Origin of the sequence: Kitasatospora sp. NPDC005751, from assembly GCF_040630835.1 — a bacterium.
Classification (GTDB): Bacteria; Actinomycetota; Actinomycetes; order Streptomycetales; family Streptomycetaceae; genus Kitasatospora.
In genome coordinates this window covers 370,499-386,841 of record NZ_JBEXYC010000001.1, presented here as the reverse complement: position 1 = coordinate 386,841, position 16,343 = coordinate 370,499, and the positions used below count along the sequence as shown (strand labels likewise).

Annotated in this window: 15 protein-coding genes and 1 pseudogene; 11 read left to right on the top strand and 5 right to left on the bottom strand. The window is 72.8% G+C overall.

Annotated features, from left to right (window positions below; genetic code table 11):
* Positions 1–96 precede the first annotated feature (96 nt).
* The 5 genes from ABZ497_RS01740 to ABZ497_RS01720 all read left to right on the top strand — a co-directional run bounded on the left by ABZ497_RS01740 (position 97) and on the right by ABZ497_RS01720 (position 6,813).
* Complete coding sequence (locus ABZ497_RS01740; protein WP_359802746.1) at positions 97–2,427, top strand: M4 family metallopeptidase; 2,331 nt, start codon at positions 97–99, stop codon at positions 2,425–2,427.
* A 285-nt stretch (positions 2,428–2,712) separates the two neighbouring features.
* Complete coding sequence (locus tag ABZ497_RS01735) at positions 2,713–4,035, top strand: ammonium transporter (RefSeq protein WP_359802745.1); 1,323 nt, start codon at positions 2,713–2,715, stop codon at positions 4,033–4,035.
* On the top strand, positions 4,032–4,370 hold the full coding sequence (locus tag ABZ497_RS01730) for a P-II family nitrogen regulator (protein ID WP_329487365.1): 339 nt from the start codon (positions 4,032–4,034) through the stop codon (positions 4,368–4,370). The genes ABZ497_RS01735 and ABZ497_RS01730 overlap by 4 nt, the downstream gene beginning before the upstream one ends.
* A 275-nt stretch (positions 4,371–4,645) precedes the next feature.
* Positions 4,646–6,424: a carbohydrate-binding module family 20 domain-containing protein gene (locus ABZ497_RS01725; protein ID WP_359802998.1), complete on the top strand. Its 1,779-nt coding sequence runs from the start codon at positions 4,646–4,648 to the stop codon at positions 6,422–6,424.
* 167 nt (positions 6,425–6,591) lie between these two features.
* Complete coding sequence (locus tag ABZ497_RS01720) at positions 6,592–6,813, top strand: hypothetical protein (protein ID WP_329487364.1); 222 nt, start codon at positions 6,592–6,594, stop codon at positions 6,811–6,813.
* Positions 6,814–6,862: 49 nt separating this feature from the next.
* Here ABZ497_RS01720 and ABZ497_RS01715 read toward each other — a convergent pair whose 3' ends face one another.
* Positions 6,863–7,624 (bottom strand): SDR family oxidoreductase, encoded by a 762-nt coding sequence (locus ABZ497_RS01715; RefSeq protein WP_359802743.1) that lies wholly within the window; start codon positions 7,622–7,624, stop codon positions 6,863–6,865.
* 433 nt (positions 7,625–8,057) lie between these two features.
* Here ABZ497_RS01715 and ABZ497_RS01710 point away from each other — a divergent pair, with 433 nt between their 5' ends.
* The 3 genes from ABZ497_RS01710 to ABZ497_RS01700 all read left to right on the top strand — a co-directional run bounded on the left by ABZ497_RS01710 (position 8,058) and on the right by ABZ497_RS01700 (position 10,834).
* Positions 8,058–9,125: an alpha/beta hydrolase-fold protein gene (locus ABZ497_RS01710; protein WP_359802742.1), complete on the top strand. Its 1,068-nt coding sequence runs from the start codon at positions 8,058–8,060 to the stop codon at positions 9,123–9,125.
* A 315-nt stretch (positions 9,126–9,440) separates the two neighbouring features.
* A complete protein-coding gene (locus tag ABZ497_RS01705) occupies positions 9,441–10,196 on the top strand; it encodes a hemerythrin domain-containing protein (protein ID WP_359802741.1) in 756 nt (251 codons plus the stop codon).
* Between the two features lie 251 nt (positions 10,197–10,447).
* Positions 10,448–10,834 carry a hypothetical protein gene (locus tag ABZ497_RS01700; RefSeq protein WP_359802740.1) on the top strand — a complete coding sequence of 129 codons (387 nt, stop codon included), beginning with the start codon at positions 10,448–10,450 and terminating at the stop codon, positions 10,832–10,834.
* A 109-nt stretch (positions 10,835–10,943) separates the two neighbouring features.
* On the opposite strand, the gene ABZ497_RS01695 is transcribed toward ABZ497_RS01700, so the two are convergent.
* Entirely contained in the window at positions 10,944–11,537 is a 594-nt protein-coding gene (locus ABZ497_RS01695) for a hypothetical protein (protein WP_359802738.1), read from the bottom strand.
* A 63-nt stretch (positions 11,538–11,600) separates the two neighbouring features.
* On the opposite strand from ABZ497_RS01695, the pseudogene ABZ497_RS01690 reads away from it, so the two are divergent.
* A pseudogene (locus ABZ497_RS01690) lies at positions 11,601–12,565 on the top strand (DUF1152 domain-containing protein).
* 32 nt (positions 12,566–12,597) lie between these two features.
* Here ABZ497_RS01690 and ABZ497_RS01685 read toward each other — a convergent pair.
* Together ABZ497_RS01685 and ABZ497_RS01680 are read right to left on the bottom strand one after the other, a co-directional pair.
* Positions 12,598–13,143, bottom strand: a complete 546-nt coding sequence (locus tag ABZ497_RS01685) for a DUF1707 and FHA domain-containing protein (protein ID WP_329487357.1) — start codon at positions 13,141–13,143, stop codon at positions 12,598–12,600.
* A 177-nt stretch (positions 13,144–13,320) separates the two neighbouring features.
* Positions 13,321–13,872: a DUF1697 domain-containing protein gene (locus tag ABZ497_RS01680; protein WP_359802736.1), complete on the bottom strand. Its 552-nt coding sequence runs from the start codon at positions 13,870–13,872 to the stop codon at positions 13,321–13,323.
* Positions 13,873–13,956: 84 nt separating this feature from the next.
* On the opposite strand from ABZ497_RS01680, the gene ABZ497_RS01675 reads away from it, so the two are divergent.
* Entirely contained in the window at positions 13,957–14,427 is a 471-nt protein-coding gene (locus ABZ497_RS01675; protein ID WP_359802734.1) for a pyridoxamine 5'-phosphate oxidase family protein, read from the top strand.
* Between the two features lie 46 nt (positions 14,428–14,473).
* On the opposite strand, the gene ABZ497_RS01670 is transcribed toward ABZ497_RS01675, so the two are convergent.
* Positions 14,474–14,830, bottom strand: a complete 357-nt coding sequence (locus tag ABZ497_RS01670; RefSeq protein ID WP_359802731.1) for an ArsC/Spx/MgsR family protein — start codon at positions 14,828–14,830, stop codon at positions 14,474–14,476.
* A 142-nt stretch (positions 14,831–14,972) separates the two neighbouring features.
* Here ABZ497_RS01670 and ABZ497_RS01665 point away from each other — a divergent pair, with 142 nt between their 5' ends.
* Positions 14,973–16,190 (top strand): cytochrome P450, encoded by a 1,218-nt coding sequence (locus tag ABZ497_RS01665; protein WP_359802729.1) that lies wholly within the window; start codon positions 14,973–14,975, stop codon positions 16,188–16,190.
* Positions 16,191–16,343 lie beyond the last annotated feature (153 nt).

The following is a 16,343-nucleotide window of genomic DNA, read 5'->3' as shown; positions in this document are numbered from 1 at the left end:
CGCACCCGGCGGCGGGGGCCCCCACTGCGCCGCAACCCTGCGGCCAGGTTCTCTCCACCGCACGCGCACCCCGCGTCGGTCGGAAAAGGAGTCCGCATGTCCCGTTACACCCAGGCTCGGAAGGCAGCGGTTGTCATGGCCGCCTCCACCGCGCTTCTGGTGACCGGCATCCCCGTCATCGCGCAGGCCGCCACCCCGGACGCGCCGGCCGCGGTCGCCGCCCAGCAGGCGAGCCGTGCCCAGCTGATCGCCTCGGCGACCGGGCAGACCGCCGCCCTCGCCCAGACCCTGGGCCTGGGCAGCGAGGAGAAGCTGGTCACCAAGGACGTCTCCCAGGACGCCGACGGTACTCGCCACCTGCGGTACGAGCGCACGCTGAACGGCCTTCCGGTTCTCGGCGGCGACCTGGTCGTGCACCAGAGCGCCACGGGTGCGACCAAGGGCGTGGACCGCGCCAGCACCGCCCCGCTGACCGGCGTGAGCACCACGCCGAAGCTGGCCGCGCCGGCCGCGCAGTCCGCCGCGCTGGCCGCCGAGTCGGGCGCCGCGCTGGAGTCCGCGCCCCGCCTGGTGGTCTGGGCCGCCGACAACAGCCCGCGCCTCGCGTGGGAGACGGTCGTCTCCTCCACCGAGGCCGACGGCACCCCGAGCAAGCTGCACGTGGTCACCGACGCGACCTCCGGCCAGGTCATCCAGAAGTTCGAGGGCATCCAGACCGGCACCGGCAAGGGCGTCTTCGTCGGCAACGTCACCATCGGTACGACCCAGTCGGGCTCCTCGTACCAGATGAAGGACGGGGCTCGCGGTGGGATGTACACCACGAACCTGAACCACGGGACCTCGGGCACCGGCACCCTGTACACCAAGTCGACCGACAGCTGGGGCGACGGCACCGTCGCCAACAGCGAGTCGGCCGCGGTCGACGCCCACTACGGCGTCGCGGCCACCTGGGACTACTACAAGAACACCTTCGGCCGCAACGGCATCCGCAACGACGGTGTCGGCGCCTACAGCCGCGTCCACTACGGCAACAACTACGTGAACGCCTTCTGGGACGACTCCTGCTTCTGCATGACCTACGGCGACGGTGACAGCAACACCCACCCGCTCACCGAGCTCGACGTCGCGGGCCACGAGATGAGCCACGGCGTCACCGCGGCCACCGCCAACCTGAACTACTCGGGTGAGTCCGGCGGCCTGAACGAGGCCACCTCGGACATCTTCGGCACCATGGTGGAGTTCTACGCCAACATCCCGACCGACAACCCCGACTACCTGATCGGTGAGTTGATCAACATCAACGGGGACGGCACCCCGCTGCGCTACATGGACAAGCCCTCCAAGGACGGCGGCTCGGCCGACTACTGGTCCTCCACGGTCGGCAACAAGGACGTCCACTACTCGTCCGGTGTCGCCAACCACTTCTTCTACCTGCTGTCCGAGGGCAGCGGCGCGAAGGTGATCAACGGCGTCAGCTACAACTCGCCGACCCAGGGCAACATCGCCGTCAGCGGCATCGGCCGGGACAAGGCGGCGGCGGTCTGGTACCGCGCGCTGACCACCTACATGACCTCCACCACCAACTACGCCGCGGCGCGCACCGCGACGGAGAAGGCGGCCACCGACCTGTACGGCGCCGGCAGCGCCGAGCTCAACGCGGTCAGCACCGCCTGGGCGGGCGTCAACGTGGGCACCGCTCCGAACCCGGGTGGCGTCACCGTCACCAGCCCGGGCAACCAGAGCACCGCGCTGAACGGCTCGGTCAACCTGCAGATCGCCGCCACCGGCGGCACCGCCCCGCTGACCTTCACGGCCACCGGCCTGCCGACCGGCCTGTCGATCAGCTCCAGCGGCAAGATCACCGGCACCGCCACGACCGCGGGCACGTACAACGTGACCGTGACCGCGAAGGACGCCGCCAACAAGACCGGTTCCACCAGCTTCACCTGGACCGTCTTCGGCGGCGGCGGCAGCTGCACCCCGGCGCAGCTGCTCGGCAACGCCGGCTTCGAGACCGGCAGCGCCGCCCCGTGGACCGCCTCCAGCGGTGTCGTGGACAACAGCGCCTCGCAGGCCGCGCACGGCGGTACCTGGAAGGCCTGGCTGAACGGCTACGGCTCCGCCCACTCGGACAACCTCTCGCAGACGGTGACCATCCCGGCCGGCTGCAAGGCCTCGCTCAGCTTCTACCTGCACATCGACACGGCCGAGACCGGCTCGACGGTGTACGACAAGCTGGCGGTCACGGTCAACGGCACCGCGCTGAAGACCTACTCGAACGTGGACGCCGCCGCGGGCTACCAGCTCCGCACCTTCGACCTCTCGTCCTACGCGGGCCAGACGGTCACCCTGAAGTTCGCCGGCACCGAGGACGCCTCGCTGCAGACCAGCTTCGTGATCGACGACACCTCGATCGCCACCAGCTGACCCGCTCCGGCGGTCAGTAGAACCAAGTAGGACAGGGAGCAGGGCCCGGCAGCCACGGCTGCCGGGCCCTGCGTCGTGGGTGCGGCGGGCGGCCCGTCCGGGGGCCCGCCCGGCGGGCGCGGGGCGTGAGCTTCCGGAAACGGACCGGCAACCGCGGGGCAACCGCCGGGCAACACGAAACACGGGCGAAACGTGTCCGTCCGCAACCAGAAATCCGCCCTCGCGACACTCTCCCAACCGACCCGCGCTCCTCCCTGGCGCGGGCCCGTGGGAAGGCACGCCCCTATGTTCCTGGCTGACCCGTCGCCCGGCCTCGACACCGGAGACACCGCCTGGCTGCTGGCCAGTACCGCACTCGTCCTGCTGATGACCCCCGGCCTGGCGCTGTTCTACGGCGGCATGGTCCGCACCAAGAGCGTGCTCAACATGATCATGATGAGCTTCGTCTCCATCGCCGTGGTCACCGTGGTCTGGCTGCTGGCCGGCTACTCGCTCGCGTTCGGCCCGGACGTCGGCGGCTGGGGGCTGATCGGCGGCCTGGACCACCTCGGGATGGCTGGAATCACCCCCTCCTCGCTCACCGGCCACGTCCCCACCGTGCTGTTCGCCACCTTCCAGCTGACCTTCGCGATCATCACCGCCGCGCTGATCAGCGGCGCCATCGCGGACCGCGCGCGGTTCGGTTCCTGGGTCGCCTTCACCGCGGTCTGGACGCTGCTGGTCTACGTCCCGGTGGCGCACTGGGTGTTCGCGCCCGGCGGGTGGATCCTGTCGAAGCTCGGCGCGCTCGACTTCGCCGGCGGCACGGTGGTCGAGGTCAACTGCGGGGCCAGCGGACTGGCCCTGGCCCTGCTGCTCGGCCCCCGGATCGGCTTCCGCAAGGAGGCGATGCGCCCGCACAACCTGCCCCTGGTGCTGCTCGGCGCGGGCCTGCTCTGGTTCGGCTGGTTCGGCTTCAACGCGGGCTCGGCGCTGGGCGCCAACGGCCTGGCCGCGTCCGCGCTGCTCAACACCCAGGCGGCCGGCTGCACCGGGCTGCTCGGCTGGCTGCTGGTCGAGAAGCGCCGGGACGGCCACGCCACCACCCTGGGCGCCGCTTCCGGCGCGGTGGCCGGCCTGGTCGCCATCACCCCCTCCTGCGGGAGCGTCGACCTGCTCGGTGCGCTGGTGATCGGGCTGGCGGCGGGCGTGGTCTGCTCGTACGCGGTCAGCTGGAAGTTCCGCTTCGGCTTCGACGACTCGCTGGACGTGGTGGGTGTGCACTTCGTCGCCGGGGTCATCGGCACCGCGCTGATCGGCCTCTTCGCCAGCGCCGCGATGACCGGCGGCCCGGTCGGGCTGGTGCACGGCGGCGGCCTCGGCCAACTCGGCAAGCAGCTGGCCGCGGTGGCCACCGTCGCCGTCTACGCGTTCGCCATGACGTACGGGATCGGGCGGGCGGTCGACCGGGTGATGGGCTTCCGTGCCGACGAGGAGCACGAACTCACCGGCCTGGACCTCGCCGTGCACGCCGAGACCGCGTACGATCACGGCGTCCTGGGCCACGGTACGACCGCCCATGCCACCACCGTGCTCACGCACTCCTCCGACAGGACCCCCTCCGCATGAAGCTGATCACCGCGATCGTCAAGCCGTTCAAGCTGGACGAGGTCAAGAACGCCCTGCAGGCCATCGGGGTGCACGGACTGACCGTCACCGAGGCCAGTGGGTACGGGCGCCAGCACGGGCACACCGAGGTCTACCGGGGTGCCGAGTACCGGATCGACCTGGTCCCCAAGGCCCGGATCGAGGTGGTGGTCGAGGACGCCGACGCGGACCAGGTGATCGAGGAGATCGTCCGGGCCGCCCGGACCGGGAAGATCGGCGACGGCAAGGTCTGGGCGGTGCCGGTGGAGACCGTCGTCCGGGTCCGCACCGGCGAGCGCGGGCCGGACGCCGTCTGAGGCCCGCCCCGCCGTCCTGAGCGGCGCTGAGTGGCCCTGAGCTGCCCTGGAGACACTACGGCGATGCCCCCGTGCGAGACCGCGCGGGGGCATCGCCGCGCCGCGCGACGAGTGGAAGGTCGTATACGAGGTTTCCCGGGCTGCGGGAACGTTGTTCCCAAGGTCTTGACGGGCTCTCGGTGTGACCTTAGGTTCAGCGCTGCAAGTTTCCTGCAAGTTTCAGCAACCTTTCACGCGCGGTACCCCAGGCTGCCCCACCCCAGCCCCCAGGAGACATCGTGGTCACCACCGCCCCCGTCCGCCGGCCTGCCCGGACGGCCGGCGCGCTCGCCGCCTCCGCGGCGCTCGCGCTCTCGCTCACCGCCGCCTTCGGCGCGGCCCCCACCGCCCAGGCCGCCCCACCCGGCAACGGCAAGGACGTCACGGCCACCCTCTTCGAGTGGCGCTTCGACTCCGTCGCCAAGGCCTGCACCGACACCCTCGGCCCGAAGGGCTACGGCTTCGTCGAGGTCTCGCCGCCCCAGGAACACATCCAGGGCGGCCAGTGGTGGACGTCCTACCAGCCGGTGAGCTACCGGATAGCCGGGCGCCTCGGCGACCGGGCGTCCTTCAAGAGCATGATCGACACCTGCCACGCGGCGGGCGTCAAGGTGATCGCCGACTCGGTGATCAACCACATGTCGGCCGGCTCCGGGACCGGCACCGGTGGAACCAACTACAGCAAGTACACCTACCCCGGGTACTACCAGGACCAGGACTTCCACTCCTGCCGCACCGCGATCAGCAACTACGCCGACCGCTCGAACGTGCAGAACTGCGAACTGGTCAACCTCTCCGACCTGAACACCGGCAGCTCCTACGTCCAGCAGACCATCGCCGGCTACCTGAACGACCTGGCCTCGCTCGGCGTCGACGGCTACCGGATCGACGCGGCCAAGCACATCGCCGCCGCCGACCTCGCCGCGATCAAGGCGAAGACCGCCAACCCCAACGCGTACTGGGTGCAGGAGGTCATCTACGGCGCGGGCGAGCCGATCCAGCCCACCGAGTACACCGGCACCGGCGACGTCGACGAGTTCCGCTCCGGCACCTGGCTGAAGAGCGCCTTCCAGGGCGGCCGGATCGCCGACCTCGCCTCCTGGGGCTCCGGTCTGCTGCCGGGCGACAAGGCCCGGACCTTCGTCGACAACTGGGACACCGAGCGCAACGGCTCCACGCTGACCTACAAGGACGGCTCCGCCTACACCCTGGCCAACGTCTTCATGCTGGCCGACCCCTACGGCTCGCCCAACGTCTACTCCGGCTACGCCTTCTCCGGCCACGACGACGGCCCGCCCAACGGCGGCACCGTCAACGCCTGCTACAGCGACGGCTGGAACTGCACCCACGCCTGGCGGCAGGTCGCCAACATGGTGGGCTTCCGCAACGCGGTGGCGGGCACCGGGATCACCAACTGGTGGTCCAACGGCAACAACGCGATCGCCTTCGGGCGCGGCGGCAAGGGCTTCGTGGCGATCAACCGCGAGAGCGGGCCGGTCACCCAGACCTTCCAGACCTCGCTGCCGGCCGGCTCCTACTGCGACGTCCAGCACGGCGACCCGGCGGCGGGTGGCTGCGGCGGCCCGTCCTACACCGTCGGCCCGGACGGCCGCTTCACCGCGACCGTCGGCGCGGGCGACGCGGTGGCGCTGTACGTGGGCGCTCCCGGCGGCGCGGGCAGCTCGGGCGGTTCCAGCGGTTCCGGCGGCGGGACGCCGGTGAGCGGCGGCGCCTCCTTCGCGGTCAACGCGAGCACCGTGCCCGGGCAGAACATCTTCGTGGTCGGCGGCACGGCCGCACTCGGAGGCTGGGACCCGGCCCGGGCGCTGCCGCTCTCCTCGGCCGCGTACCCGGTCTGGAAGCTGGACGTGACGATGCCGGCGGGCACGTCCTTCGAGTACAAGTACGTCCGCAAGGACGCCTCCGGGGCCGTGACCTGGGAGTCCGGCGCCAACCGCACGGCGACGGTGCCGGCCTCCGGCGGCCTGGTCCTGAACGACACCTGGCGCGGCTGACCCGCGCCGACGGCCGCCACCCTCCGCCCTGCGTCGGGGAGGGCGGCGGCCGTCAGCGTGCCACCCTCCCCGGGCGGCCGTCAGCGCGCCGCCCGGCAACTACCCCGGGCGAGTGGATCCCGCCGCTTCGCCGCCCCGGTACGGGTGAACGCTGTCAGCATCACGGGATGAGAACCACCCCCGCCGTCCTGGACGTCGAACTGTGCGGCGGCCGCTGGGACGGTCACCGCAAGCGGGTCCACGCCGCGGCTCCGCCGCCCTCGCTGCGGATGGTGCTGCGGGCCGAACTGCCCGCCGCGGAGGCCGGCGAGTACTGGCCGACCACCAGCGTCTACCGGCTGGACGAGACCGGCGGCCGACGGCGCTACCGCCACTCCCACGACGAGTAGCGCCGGGTGCCCCGCGGCCCGCGTCGGCCGGGTGCCCCCGCGGCCCGGGTCAGCCGCGTCCGATGTACGGCATCGCGGTCGCCATCACCGTGGCGAACTGCACATTGGCCTCCAGCGGCAGCTCCGCCATGTGCCGCACCGTGCGGGCCACGTCCGCGACGTCCATGGTCGGCTCCACCGCGATCCGCCCGTCCGCCTGCCGCACGCCGGTGCTCATCGCCGCCGTCATCTCGGTCGCCGCGTTGCCGATGTCGATCTGCCCGCAGGCGATCCGGTACGGACGCCCGTCCAGCGACAGCGACTTGGTCAGCCCGGTGACGGCGTGCTTCGTCGCGGTGTACGCGATCGAGTGCGGCCTCGGCACGTGCGCGGAGATCGAGCCGTTGTTGATGATCCGGCCGCCCCGCGGGTCCTGGGCCTTCATCTGCCGGAACGCTGCCCGGGCGCAGAGGAAGGCGCCGGTCAGGTTGAGGTCGACCACCGCCCGCCATTCGGCGATGTCCAGCTCGTCCACCGCGGCGGGCGCGCCGAACGTCCCGGCGTTGTTGAACAGCAGGTCGACCCGGCCGAACGGCTCGGCGGCCGCCGCGAAGAGCACGTCCACCGCCGCCGGGTCGGTGACGTCGGTCGGCACCACGACGGCCGCCCCGCCGCCCGGTCCGGCCGCCGCGCAGAGTTCGGCCGTCCCGCGCAGCGGCTCCTCCCGCCGTCCGGCGAGCACGGGTAGCCACCCGGCGGCGGCCAGCTCCACGGCCACGGCGCGCCCCACCCCGCTGCCGGCTCCGGTGACGACGGCGATCTGCTGTGGCATGGCGGTACTCCTCGGAGGGTCTTCGGGCGGCCCGTCGGTCGACGGCAGGTGCGATCGTTCCCGATCCGCCGCCCCGAGTCACTGGTGGAAGGTCCCAAAGTCCGGCCCCCTCCCGTCCGGCGCGCCGTCGGTTGTGGGGGACCCGGGGGAGCCCCCCGCCACCCGGCGGGGCGGGCCACCCGCCGGATGGCGGGGGCGCCTGCGGGGCTTGACCCGATCGGGGACAAACCTTGAATCGGCGCAGGCCGCAGCGCAACCGGGCCGCCCGGGTCCACGTCATAAGATCGCAGGACGGCGCGCTCCCGCGAGGGGCGGCGCGCCGCCGCCCCGGGGACCGGCGTGACGTCGCACCCCGGGTCTGTCCGGCCCCACCCGGGGGCCGCCGGCCGGCTCCCGAGGGGCCGGGCGTGACATCGGTCGGAGAGTCCTCACCGTGCAGCCGCAGTCCACCCGTGTCCGTGCCGCCCTGACCGGCGCCGCCGCCTTCGCCCTGGCCGCCTCGCTGGCGGCGTGCGGCAGTACGGATGCCGGCGGCAAGGGGGACGCCGCCAAGGCGAGCAGCGCCAAGGGCGGCGCCGGTACGGCGAGCGGCACCCCCGCACCCGGCAGCCCGACGGCCGCCCCCGGCACCCCGACGACGACGGCCCCGAACCCGGCCGGCAAGGTCCTCATGCCCACCGGCCCGGAGGCGAGCTTCGGCAAGGCCCGGGACACCGCGGCCGGACAGATCCTGATGACCACGCTGAACGGGCCCAAGTCGGGCGTCTCCGGCAAGGTCTGGGTCTGGCTGCCGCCCCAGTACAACGACCCGAAGTACGCCCGGACCGGCTTCCCCGTGCTCACCCTCTACGCGGGCGGCCAGAGCGCGGGATACAACACCTGGACCGACAACCAGCTGCCGATCCAGGAGATCGACGCCGATCTGGCGAAGGCCGGCAAGGCGCACCCGTTCATCATGATCATGCCGGTGCAGAACCTCGACTCCAACGAGGCCAAGGCCCTGGAGTGCGCCGACATCCCGGGCCAGCCCAAGATGGGCACCTGGATGGCCGAGGACATCCCGGACTTCGTCCGCGCCAACTTCCGGACGGTGAAGGGCCGCGACGGCTGGGGCCTGATGGGTGCCTCCACGGGTGCGTTCTGCAGTGCCAAGCTGGCGCTGCAGCACCCGGACAAGTTCAAGGCCGCCGTCCCGATCGACGGCTACTTCAACCCGGACTCGCCGCTCTGGAAGGGTCACGAGGCGGAGCGGCAGGCCAACAGCCCCGATCTGCTGGTCACCCAGGGCAAGGCCGAGGTGAAGCTGCTCGCCACCGCGGGCGGCGCCAACCCGTTCGAGATGAAGCTGGTCAAGGCGTGGGTCGCCAAGGCCGCACCGCCGCTCTCGGTCGAGTACTACGAGCAGGCCGGCGGCAAGCACCTCACCAGCGACTTCAAGAAGATGATCCCGGACACGCTGCAGTGGCTGACCAGGAACCTCGCGGGGCCGCAGAGCGACTGACCCGGCCGGGGAGGCGCCGCCGTGGACGCGTCCGGTGGCGCCGCCCCGGCGCGGGCCGCCGGACGCCGGGTCGGGGCCCCGCCTCCGTCTTCGTCCCCGTCGGCGCGCCCGTCGCCGACGGCGCGGACGGCTGCCGCCAAGTCAGCGGCAGGCCGCTGACCTGCGCGTCAATCGGACATTGATTCGCCTCTGATCGACTACGGCCACTGTGGTGGGACCGCATTCCGCCAGTGCCGCCAGCCACGGAACCGGTCCGGGAGGACCGGTCGTGCCATGCCGTGCAAGCCCGCCGTGCCAAGTCGTGAAGAGAGTGCCATGCCGAGCCGTCTGCTGTCCCTAGCGTCCTCCTCCGTGCCCGCCCAGGCGGGCTCCCAGTGTCAGCGGGCCGCCGACGAGGAGCCGCAAGCCATCCGGTTCGCCGGGCTGCGGCTGGTGCACAACGCCCTCCGTCGCGACCTCGCCCGACTGCCCAACGCCCTGCGGCTGCTCCAGCCCGGCGAGGACGAGAAGGGCGAGGCGCTCCTGCGGCACTGGACCTTCGTCACCGCGATGCTGACCTGCCACCACGAGCAGCAGGACATCCGGGTCTGGCCGTTGGTCCGCCGCTTCGCGCCCGAGCTGCGCCTGCTGCTCAACTGGCTGGAGAGCGACCACCACAACCTGGACCACTCCTTCACCCGGGTCACCACCCTGGTCCGGATCGCCAGCCGGGACGCGGGCAGCACCTGGCCGGTCGCCTACGCCATGGACGACCTGGCGGCCCGGCTGGAGACCCACCTGCGGATCGAGGAGCGCCAACTGCTGCCGCGGATGGAGCGGGTCTTCGCGCGGTCCTCGCGGGTGGGAAGCCTGCCGGAGCTGCTGGACCTGCTGCGTTCCGCCGACGGCCCCGGTACCGCCGACGCGCTCGCCTGGCTGCTGGACGGCGTCGAGCCGGCGGTGGTCGAGTCCCTGCTGGCCCAGTGCGACGACGATGTGGCGCGCAACTGGCCGCACTGGCACGCGACCTACCAGCGCTGCACCGGCCTGCTCTGGGGCCCGGCGGAGGCCCTGGACGGCTCCGCCGAGTGAGCGGCGGGCCTTTCGCGGGCCCTCGATCTACGCGCGTGGCATATGCCCAGCGCCTATGCCGCGACGGTGTGCGATGATCGGCGCCGGGCCCGCGTCGGGCGCGCTGGGCGTCTCAACGCCCCGTGGCCCCTGCGGGATTGACCCCGGTGCTGTAGGGGGGCGGGATGGTCCGGACAGTCCGGGGGCGGCCAGGGGGAGGGTACCGCCGGGGGCCGATGGCGGGGCCCGGGCCGCCGCCTACCGTCGGAACCATGACCACAGCGACCACCACCGCGCGCCCCGCGCGCCGGCCCGTACCGGGCCGCCCGACCCTGTTCGCGGCGGCCGCCGTGCTGCTGCTCGGTGCCGGGCTGACCGCCTGCGAGGGCGGCGCCGTGTTCTGCACCAGTGACAACAGCTGCGACGTCGTCGTCCGCACCGCCGGCGGCGACTCCACCCACACCGTCGAGGTCTTCGGCGGGGACCGGACCGTCGAACTGATCATCAGTCACATTACGCACAGTGCGGCCGAGGTGAGACTCGGGGACGACACCAGGACCGTCGCCGAGGGCGCCGAGACCACCATCGGCACGGCCGAGATCACCCTGCGCGACGCCAACGCCCACGACCACTACGCCGAACTCCACGTCAGCCGCTGACCGTCGCCGCGGTCGAACGTCGCCGCCACGCGCCGGGTGCCGCAGTCGCCCGTCGCCGCCATCGGCCGGGTGCCGCCGCGGGCCGGTACCGAGCCACGACCGTGGCCCGCTACTCGGGCAGGCGGTTGAGCCAGGTCAGCGGAGTCACCCAGATCGCCTTCTCCGGTGAGCCGTCCCACTCCACCGGCAGGCCGGCCGCCTCCAGCGCCGCGACCACCGCGCGGCCGATCTCCACCGTCCTGAGCTCCGCCGACTCGGCGCTCCCGCCGTCGGCCCGGAATCCGCCGTAGCGCAGCATCAGTCCACGCCCGGCGGCCGCCCCCTCGGTGTCCTGCTGATGGAAGAAGACGAAGCCGCGCGAATCCTCGTCCGCCTCGCCGCCGATCTCCGCATAGCCGCAGTTCGCACAGCAGGTGAAGTCCATCGCCGCGACGATGCCCTGCTCCTCCAGCGCGTCGAAGGCCTCCTCCAGCCGGTCCACGTCCGTGGTCTCCGGCCACGAAGCCTGCTCGGCCAGCCGCTCCTGCCAGAGCGGGGCGACGATCTCCTCGGCGTCCTCCGGCTCCAGCCCCTGGTCCTCGAACTCGTCGACCAGGGACTCGGCTATCTCGTCCGACTCCTGGAACCCGCAGCGGATCAACTCGCGGGCACGCTCCTCCGCCTCGCGCCGTACCTCGAAGCTGAGCTCGGTCTCCTGGTTCATGCCCGCATCCTCGCACCGACCACCGACAGTCCCGCCGGCCGCCCCCGGTGCTACCGTCCCCCGGTGCCCTCCCTTCTCGAACCGCCTCTGATCACCCGTCTGCTGGCGGCCGACCGCATCCTGATCGCCGGCGCCGGCGGTGGATTCGACGTGTACGCGGGCCTGCCGCTGGCACTCGCGCTGCGCGCGGCCGGCAAGGAGGTGCACCTGGCCAACCTCTCCTTCAGCCACCTCCACGGCCTCCCCGCCGAGGTCTGGCTGGAGCCCGACGTCGCCCGGATCCGCCCCGACACCGCGGCCCCCGACGGCTACTTCCCCGAGCGGACGCTGGCCCGCTGGCTGCACCGGCAGGGCATGCCCGACACGGTGTGGGCGTTCCCGAAGGTCGGGGTGCGGCCGCTGCGCGACGCCTACCGGGCTCTCACCGCCCATCTCGCCGTCGACGCCTTGCTGTTGGTCGACGGGGCGGCACCGACATCCTGATGCGCGGCGACGAGGCCGGCCTGGGCACGCCGGAGGAGGACATGGCCAGCCTCGGCGCGGTCGCCGGGCTGACGGAGGTCCCCGAACGCCTGGTCGCCTGCCTGGGTTTCGGCATCGACGCCTTCCACGGCGTCAACCACGCGCTGGTGCTGGAGAACCTCGCCGCGCTGGAGCGGGCCGGCGGCTACCTCGGGGCGTTCTCGATCCCGCGCGACAGCCGGGAGGGCGCGCTCTACCTGGACGCCGTCGAGTACGCGAGGGCCGCGTTCCCCGAGTACCCCAGCATCGTCAACGGTTCGGTGGCGGCCGCCCTGCGCGGCGAGTTCGGCGACGTCCGGTTCACCGACCGCACCAAGGGCAGCCCGCTCTTCGTCAATCCCCTGATGACGCTGTACTTCGGCGTCACCGTCGAGGCCCTGGCCGCCGAGCACCGCTACCTGCACCTGATCGAGCGGACCGTGCTGACCCGCCAGATTAGCAGCGTGATCGAGGAGTTCCGCGACACCCTGCCGGTTCGGCGCCCGCCCCGGCAGTTCCCGCACTGACGGCGGCGGGTGCGCCGGGCCCCGGCGCCCGTTCAGCCCGAGGCGAGCCGGAACTCCAGGTTCCCGAACCGGACCTGGTCGCCCGGGCGGACGCGGACGCCGCCCGCGACCCGCAGCCCGTTCACGTGCGTGCCGTTGGTCGAGCCGAGGTCGTACAGCACCCAGTCCTCGCCCTCCCGCCGCAGTTCGGCGTGGTGGCGCGACACCGAGGCGTCGTGCAGCCGCAGCCCCGAGCCCGGCACCCGGCCGATCGTCAACTGCCGTGCGGCGGGGTGCGGCAGGCTCAGTCCGGGCAGCCGCTCGATCCGCCAGGCCCCGCGCAACCGCACGCCGAAGGCCGAGAGCTGACCCACCGTCCGCAGGACGAAGCGGCCGAACGGATTGCCGGTCGGCAGGTCGGCCATCGCCCGGTCGAGCTCGGCCCGACTGCCGGCGTGCAGGACGAGTTCCATCCGGCCGAGGAAGGTGTCGTGGGACAGCCGGCCGCTGCCCGCGCCCTCCCGCAGCACCCCGAGCGCCTGGTCGCGCTCGGCCTCGGACGGCCGGACCACGTGCGTCCGGATCTCAGGAGACGTCATGGCCCGATTGTCGGGTCACCCGCCCGTGCCTGTCCAGATTGCCGGGCGCGCCGGTCGGACCGGCGGCCGCCGGCCCGTCCACCGGTCCGTCCACCCGGCCGTCCACCCGGCCCGTCCGCCGGCCCGTCCACCCGGCCGTCCACCGGTCCGTCCACCCGGCCGTCCGCCGGCCCGGGGTCAGGCCTTCCTGGCGGCGGCCAGGATCTTGACGGTGGTGTGCAGGAAGCGGGCCGTGGCCGAGCCCCGGTAGGACGCGCCGAAGAGCTTGCTGCCGGTCCGCCACTTGCCGTCCCGCAGGTGGATCACCACGTACGCGGCGCCGGCGTCGGCGCCGATCACCTCGTAGTCGCCCTTGGGCGAGGTGTAGGGGACCGGGAAGTCCGCCGGCAGCGGCTCGGAGAGGAAGTTGACCACCAGACGGATGTCCGGGGTGGCCTCGATGCCCGCGAACGGCTCGGCGTCGAGCAGCGCCGCCACCTCGTCCACGGTGCGCAGCATCGTCGGGACGGGGTAGCCGAGCGCCTCGGCCAGGTGCTCCTCGATGCGCCGGGTGAGCGCGGCCCGGTCCGGCTCCGCGGTGCGGAAGAAGACGTTGCCGCTCTGGATGTACGACCGCACGTCGTCGAGGCCCAGCTCGGCGAAGAGGGCGCGCAGCCGCTCCATCTTCACCGTCCGGCCACCGACGTTGAGGGCCCGCAGGAACGCGATGTACGTGGTCGTGGTGGTCACCCGTCCAGTCTGGCACCGGGCACCGACCGCGCCTTCGACAGCGCCTCCCGGGCACGGTCGGTGCCCGGTGCCAGACTGGAGGCCATGGCTACCTGGCAGGATTTCGAGCGCGAGGCACCGGAGCTGGCCCTCGCCGTGCGGGGACGTTTCGAGGCGAACAAGCACCACGTCCTGGCGACGCTGCGCGCGGACGGCTCGCCCCGGGTGAGCGGCATCGAGGTGGACTTCCTCGGCGCGGACCTGACGCTCGGGTCGATGCGGGGCGCGCGGAAGGCGCGCGACCTCCAGCGCGATCCCCGCTTCGCGCTGCACAGCACCCCGAGCGACGAGACCCTGGCGGGCGGTGACTCCAAGCTCTCCGGCCGGGCCGTCGAGATCACCGACGAGACCGAGCTGGCCGCCTACGCGGCTGACCTGCCGGAGCCGCCGCCCGGCCCGTTCCAGGCCTTCCGGCTGGAGCTGGAGCAGGCGGTGCACACCACCGTGGGCGACGACCACCTGTGGATCGCGTCCTGGCGGCCGGGAGAGCCGGTGCGGCGGATCGAGCGGCACTGACCGGCGCCGGCCGCCCGGTCGTGGCGGCACCGTCCGCTCGCGGGCCCTACGGCAGGACCGACTTGAGGACCTCCGGCGTGCGGGCCACGACGGCGTGGCCGTCCTCCGCGGTGATGATCGGGCGCTGGATCAGGATCGGGTGCTGGGCCATCGCCGCGATCCAGCGCGCCCGGTCCTCCGGCTCCCTGGTCCAGCGCTTCATGCCCAGGTCCTGGGCCGCCTGCTCGTCGAGCCGGGTGATGTCCCACGGCTCCAGCGACAGCCGCTCCAGGACCTGCTCCAGCTCCGCGGCGGTCGGCGGGTCCTCCAGGTAGCGCCGCACGGTGTACTTGGCGCCGGCGGCTTCCAGTGCGCCGAGTGCCGTGCGGCACTTCCCGCAGCGGGGGTTGATCCAGATCTCCATGCCGCCAGGGTACCGACTGCCGGTCCCCGGCCGGGTGAACCCGGGCTCCCGGGAACTACCGTGCGTCCACCGGCGGTTTACGAATCGGCAGCGAGGCCCCGGCAACGCGGTCTCGGCAGCGGATCGCGGAGGGGAGCACCGGGTGGACGGCGCGTCGATCATCGAGCGGCTGACGGCCGACAGGGGCATGGCGGACCCGTACCCGCTGTACGCGCGGCTGCACGAGCTGGGCCCCGCCGTGCCCGCCGGGCCCGGCACAATCCTGGTGGCCGGCCACGCCGCGGCCAACCGGGTGCTGCGCGACCCCGGCTTCGGGCTGGAGGACATCGAGCTGCTGGCGGAGGCGAACGCCGAGGTGGCCCGGCACTCGTCGGTGACCCTGCTCGGCCGCTCGATCCTGCAGCGCAACGCGCCCGACCACGCCCGGGTCCGCTCGCTGATCGCCTCGGCCTTCAACGCCCGCCGGGTGGCGGCGCTGCGGCCGGCCGTCGAGGCCGCGGTCGGCCGGCTGCTGGACGCGATGGCGGAGCAGGGCGAGGACGGCTCGCCGGTCGACTTCATGGACGCCTTCGCGTTCCGGCTGCCGGTCGAGGTCATCTGCGAACTCCTCGGCGTCCCGGAGCCGGACCGCTACCGGTTCCGCGCTCTCGCGGGAGACCTGACCGTCGCCCTGGAGCTGGTCCAGGACCTCGCCGAGCTGGCCGTCGCCGACGCCGCCGCCGACGAGCTGTCCGGTTACTTCACCGCGCTCGCCGCCGAGCGCCTGGCCCGTCCCCAGGACGACCTGGTCAGCGACCTCGCCCGGATCGCCGTCGAGGCCCCGGAGCGGATCTCCGGCCGCGAGCTGCTGGCCAATCTGGTGCTGCTGCTGGTGGCCGGCTTCGAGACCACCACCAACCTGCTCGGCAACGGGCTCTCGCTGCTCTTCCGGCACCCGCGCGCGATGGCGGGGCTGCGCACCGGCGCGCTCGCCCCGGCGCGGTTCACCGACGAGGTGCTGCGCCACGACTCGCCGGTCCAGCTCACCACCCGGATCGCGCTGGCCGCCGGGCTCGACGTGGCCGGTGTGCCGACGCCGCCCGGCACGGTGGTGCTGGTCCTGCTGGCCGCGGCCAACCACGACCCGGCCCGCTACCACCGCCCGGAACTCTTCGACCCCACCCGGACGGACAGCCAGCCGCTCAGCTTCGGCGGCGGCGCGCACTTCTGCCTCGGCTCCCAGCTGGCCCGGCTGGAGGCCGAGCTCGCCGTGCCGGCGCTCCTCGACCGCTTCCAGCGACTCGCCCCCGGAGGCGTCCCCACCCGCCGCGACCGCCTCGTCCTCCGCGGCTTCGACACCCTCCCCGTCACCATCCGCTGACCCCGCCGAGCCCGGAACGCACCGTGCCCTGGGGGTCAGCGAAACGCTGACCCCCAGGGCACGGCGCGAGGCCGAACCGCCGTGCGGCGAGGGCCTTCTAGAGGTCGTAGTTCTGATCGAACATGCCTCTGACCTGCGGAAATGCAACGTTCA